Source organism: Bovifimicola ammoniilytica (assembly GCF_025567085.1).
Classification (GTDB): domain Bacteria; phylum Bacillota; class Clostridia; order Lachnospirales; family Lachnospiraceae; genus Bovifimicola; species Bovifimicola ammoniilytica.
In genome coordinates this window covers 2,245-7,722 of sequence record NZ_JAOQJN010000017.1, presented here as the reverse complement: position 1 = coordinate 7,722, position 5,478 = coordinate 2,245, and the positions used below count along the sequence as shown (strand labels likewise).

Annotated in this window: 5 protein-coding genes; 1 reads left to right on the top strand and 4 read right to left on the bottom strand. The window is 35.7% G+C overall.

The features are described 5' to 3' along the window. Positions 1 to 130: 130 nt before the first annotated feature. Both OCV48_RS13780 and OCV48_RS13775 read right to left on the bottom strand, forming a co-directional pair. Positions 131 to 1,732, bottom strand: coding sequence for a polymorphic toxin-type HINT domain-containing protein (locus OCV48_RS13780; protein ID WP_147592260.1), 1,602 nt, complete (start codon positions 1,730 to 1,732; stop codon positions 131 to 133). A gap of 119 nt (positions 1,733 to 1,851) precedes the next feature. Next, positions 1,852 to 2,187 carry a DUF7668 domain-containing protein gene (locus OCV48_RS13775; protein WP_147592259.1) on the bottom strand — a complete coding sequence of 112 codons (336 nt, stop codon included), beginning with the start codon at positions 2,185 to 2,187 and terminating at the stop codon, positions 1,852 to 1,854. A gap of 378 nt (positions 2,188 to 2,565) precedes the next feature. Between OCV48_RS13775 and OCV48_RS13770 the strand changes: the two genes are divergently transcribed. Then, positions 2,566 to 3,792: an IS110 family RNA-guided transposase gene (locus OCV48_RS13770; protein WP_147592258.1), complete on the top strand. Its 1,227-nt coding sequence runs from the start codon at positions 2,566 to 2,568 to the stop codon at positions 3,790 to 3,792. Positions 3,793 to 3,995: 203 nt separating this feature from the next. Here the strand turns inward: OCV48_RS13770 and OCV48_RS13765 are convergent, their stop codons facing one another. Together OCV48_RS13765 and OCV48_RS13760 are read right to left on the bottom strand one after the other, a co-directional pair. Then, positions 3,996 to 4,457 (bottom strand): WapI family immunity protein, encoded by a 462-nt coding sequence (locus OCV48_RS13765; protein WP_147592257.1) that lies wholly within the window; start codon positions 4,455 to 4,457, stop codon positions 3,996 to 3,998. Between the two features lie 16 nt (positions 4,458 to 4,473). Next, positions 4,474 to 5,478: Hint domain-containing protein (locus tag OCV48_RS13760; protein ID WP_262559958.1), on the bottom strand; the 1,005-nt coding region annotated here is incomplete at its 5' end.

Genomic DNA, 5,478 nt, shown 5'->3' with positions numbered 1-5,478 from the left:
TTCCTCTATAAAATTAAAGCTGCCACAACTGCAAACCAATTTTTCCATTTTAAACCTCCTTAAAATGTCCATATGCATTATTTACTGCATATGGACATATAGCATTTTGCTTAAAAAAACCTCTATTATTTTATTTACTTAATTCTTCGATAATACTCTTTCCATCTGAATATGGTAGTCTATTATACCTTAATAGTAATTCTTTTAGTTCACCTAAAGCTAACTTTAATGCCGCATTTCTATCAGCAATGCTAGTTTTATTTTCAACTGCCTCTTTCAATTTTTTAAGAACAAATTCTTTATATGCCTTTGTATGTGCACCTCTATGTTCTTCCAAACTCACAATATTCTCTTTATCTTGCAAACTCATACCCGCAGATTCAAATATTGCTTCATATTCACTAGTATATCCACTTTTTTTAGATTTATCTGATGCTATGTGATGATCTTCACAATAATTATGCACCAGCACTCCGCCAGCCACATAATATGTATGCACTTCATCTAATTCAAGGTTGTAGACTGTTATCTCTTCTGCAAGTTTTTCTACTTTTACTTCTGATACTTTTACTTTATTTCCATCTTCTGATAAAAGTTCATCGCCTGCTTTAAGATTCGAGGCTGCTTTCCACTCTCCTGTACCATCTTCATTCTTCACATAGAACGGATGGAACATTGTAGTTTCTATGTCTCTGCCATCATCTGTTATTATGTGTACCAGTATATCTGTTTTTGATACTGATACATTCTTAACTTCCTGGAACTCATTTTCACCGGTTTCAGTATTATATGATAATACCTTATCTCCCGGTTTGATTTCATCAATTCGTCTGTTGCCTTCTTCTGTACTGACTAATGTGTCACCCGCAAAGCACTGGCTTTTAAGTGTAAATACAGATACTGCAAGTCGGACTGTTGCTATTACAATCTCTTTTGGGTCTTTACTCTTTATTGCTTCAATTAATCCATATGTATCCTGACCTATACCAACTAACTTTAGCATAAATGCTGCCGCTTCGCCAAATACTGCAGTTGCAACACAAGATATTAATGACTGTACCACAAGTCCTTTTACAATACATAATGCAACATCAAGAACAGTCGCTTCACCACAGAATACCATTCGTATTGTTGTAGCAACATCATATGCTGTCACAGCAAGATTTGCAAGTGTAAGCATTTTCTGAAGACTAAATCCAGGTGTAATTATTGTATTAATTGTTGCCTGGATTCCCTGTGCAACACTTGTCTCCATTAATGAGAAGTTGCCGGTTGGGTCTGTATACATTACAGGATTGCCATTTGCATACAGGTATTTATGAAGACTTACAGGATTATCAAGAGTTCCTGCGTAAGTATCCATTGTTGTAAATGTACCTGTTTCAGGTGACATATATCTTGCTCTTAGATAGTAAAGACCTGTTGATTCATTGTACTGCTCACCGGTGTAGAGATAATCATTATCTGTATTTCCTGTTTTCTTTAACATTATACCATAAGAATCGTATGTATAGGTATCTGTTATTTTTGAATTTTCTACAAGTGCCGTTACGGAACCATGTCCATCCTGAATGTAGATTTTATGACAGTATGTTTTAGCTGTATTTTCTGTTGTATCCTCTGTTGCATTTTCTGTTGTATCTTCTGTTACATTTTCATGTACATCTGCTTGTACATCAGCTTGTATTTCTGCTTGTATATCAGCACTGATTAATTCAATTCCAGTGGGCAAATATGGGTAAGAATACTACATAATGCAGGAGCCAGCTGATGTTATCAATACACAGCTGGCTCTAATGCTTACTATTCAGTTTTGACTTCGAATCTCCTTAAGCGGAAATATAATTAAAATTATAGAACATGTAAATCCTCAATTGCTATTTTTACATTACCACAATCGTCCGTTTCAATCTCACAAATAATTGTTAAGTCGCTTCTTTCGCCATCAATCATTAAATCCAAATATGTCTTAAAAATATCTTGATTATTTATTTTGATATACTGGAAAGATTTTAGGTATTCTTCTTTCTGAACGATATCTAATACACCACCATAATCATCTAAGACATTCTTTAAGTATTCTTTCGATGTTTTTTTAAGACACCCCTGCATCTCTAAATCATCATATCGTTCCTCTTGAATACATTTTACAATGTCAAAACTTAAATTAAATAACAATTCTTCCATCTTATTTTCTCCTCGTATAATATCTTTTATATACATAAATACATGTATCTTGGTTAATAAGTTACAAAATAAATATTGTTCAATAGGCTTAGTAAAGCCCATGATATAATTGTCCTAGTGTCAATCAGGTAATAGTTCTTTTTTCTCCTGTTGAACCAGTAATGGTTGCTTCATAAATAGTCTGTTCCCCTGACATGGAAGTTAGCTTCAAACCGGCTGGCTGTTTGCTTAAGTACATGGACTACCATCTAGCAGTATAGTTTCGCATCTGTCCATCTTAAGCTGGATTCTTATATGCGAGGGTGTCGATGCTCCATGATCATGGGTTTTACCAAGCCGATTGAACACTTTAATTCACAACGAAAGAAGGGGATTACAATGAACACACTTTACGTCGGTATTGATGTAAGCAGCAAATCCAATGTCGTTTACTTAATGCTTCCAAATGGTGATAAGCACAGTAACTTTTCTGTTGCAAACTCGCATGAAGGTTCTACCCAGTTGGTAAAAAGAATTCATTCTGCTTTAACTTCGCATTCCCTTGACACGGTTCTGATTGGTCTTAAAGCAACCTCTGTTTATGGAGACAATCTTGTGTACTTCTTAAGGGAAGATGCCACTCTGGCACCATTTAACAGAAAGATTCATGTCCTCAACCCTAAGCAGGTCAAAAAGTTTCATGATACTTATAACGATCTGCCAAAGAATGATTATGTGGACTCTTTTGTTATTTCTGACTGCCTGCGTTTCGGTAGAATCAACAAAGAGGTTTATCTCGGAGACTACCACTACAAAGCACTCCAGAACCTCACTCGTGCACGTTTCTTCGATGTTCAAAATCTGGTAAAAGAAAAGCAGCGATTTATGAATGTGCTGTTCAAGAAGTATTCTACGATGACGCAGGAGAAGGTATTTAGTGATACCTTCAGTACTACTGCCCTTGCTGTATACGATGAATTTGAATCCGCAGAAGCACTGGCAAATATGGACTTACATGAGCTTACTGACTTCATCATGAAAAAAGGAAAGAACCGCTTTCCTGATCCGGATGCAGTAGCCAAAGCCATTCAGAAAGCTGCCCGCAGTTCTTACCGTTTACCCAAGACGGTAAATGATTCTGTCAACCAGGTGATTTCTATATCCATAACCTCCATGAAGGCATTGGAATCTCAAATCAAAGAGTTCGATAAAGCCATTAAAGCCCAGATGGAACTCTTGCCAAACGTATTGATATCCATTCCGGGTATCGGACCTGTATATTCAGCCGGAATCATGGCTGAAATCGGTGATATCAATCGTTTTAACAGGCAGGCTGCTCTTGCTAAATATGCAGGACTTGCCTGGAAGCAGCACCAGTCCGGTGGTTTCGAAGCCGAAGTTACACGGCTCATCCCATCTGGTAACCGATTTTTAAGGTACTATCTGTGTGAAGCAGCATTCTCTCTTGTAAGATGTGACAAGAAATACAGCGACTTCTACCACCTCAAATACAAAGAGGTCAACAGATGCCAACACAAACGTGCACTCGCATTAACTGCCCGTAAATTTGTGCGTTTAGTCTTTCGACTGCTGAAAGACAACCGCCTATACTGTCCAACAAAGTAGATTTCATCTATTTGCTGATGAGCTACGCCCTGCTCATTTTTAAAAATCTGGTCGACAGGGCTTAGGTGGGTGTTTTTTGTCTTCATGAGATATATACAAAAATACATGATTTTTATATCATTGATCTCTTGACATAACACCGCTGGACTATTTAGATTGAAGACAATATATTCTACTGCATCTACTAATCATTTGTAATATACTCAATCTGAAAATAGGCAATTCATTTCTTCATTAAATGAATCCACAAACAGTTGTAATTCTTCCATATTTGCAATAAATCTTATACCAACATCATATCCTATATCTTTACCATTGGTATAATTTGCCCAATTAATCCAAACTTCAACTTCTATGACTTCATCAACTACTACTGTACACATTTTCACTTCAAAATTACATTCATAATTCGAAAATTCAAACGAATATTCACTTCTTTTTTTTAAATTACTCAATAATTTATTAAGATGATTTGACAGATTATCTAATTCATATTTATTTAACATAAAATTATTGTGTTCTCCAATAGAACACTTAATGACATTAGATTTTATCTCTAGTTCACTATAAATCCATGTTTCGTATTCTGCTTCTTTTTCTTCTGCTATTTTATTTAGACAGATTTGAAATTGAATATTACCTTCTATATTTGACAGATTTGCCATCTATGTTCTTCTCCTTTTAATTCATTGGTAAGGAACTATATCCACCATTATTATTTAGCATTCTTATTACATTTTTCCACGTCTTTAGTGATTTTGTATTTCCTCCAACTGCAGTTACAATTTCACCTTTAGAATTCTTGATTATCACATCGTAATAATTTCCATTCTTTTTGGCATACACTGTTCTTCCTCCATCTTGATATACCTTCTGTGAGTAATTATTTACAATGTCATCTACTTTTTCTTGTGAAAATCCTCTCTCTGCCAGTCTTTGCTCTCCATGTTTTGTATTTTTGCCACCCTCGCTATCACTTGTATCACTGTTATTATCAGTAGCACACATATTATGCACCAGTACTCCGCCAGCCACATAATAGGTATGCACTTCATCTAATTCAAGGTTGTAGACTGTTATCTCTTCTGCAAGTTTTTCTACTTTTACTTCTGATACTTTTACTTTATTTCCATCTTCTGATAAAAGTTCATCGCCTGCTTTAAGATTCGAAGCTGCTTTCCACTCTCCTGTGCCATCTTCATTCTTCACATTCTTAACATAGAATGGATGGAACATTGTAGTTTCTATGTCTCTGCCATCATCTGTTATTATATGTACCAGTATATCTGTCTTTGATACTGATACATTCTTAACTTCCTGTAACTCATTTTCACCGGTTTCAGTATTATATGATAAGACCTTATCTCCCGGTTTGATTTCATCAATTCGTCTGTTGCCTTCTTCTGTACTGACTAATGTGTCACCTGCAAAGCACTGGCTTTTAAGTGTAAATACAGACACTGCAAGTCGGACTGTTGCTATTACAATCTCTTTTGGATCTTTACTCTTTATTGCTTCAATTAATCCATATGTATCCTGACCTATACCGACTAACTTTAGCATAAATGCTGCCGCTTCGCCAAATACTGCAGTTGCAACACAGGATATTAATGACTGTACCACAAGTCCTTTTACAATACATAATGCAACATCAAGAACAGTCGCTTCACCACAGAATACCATTCG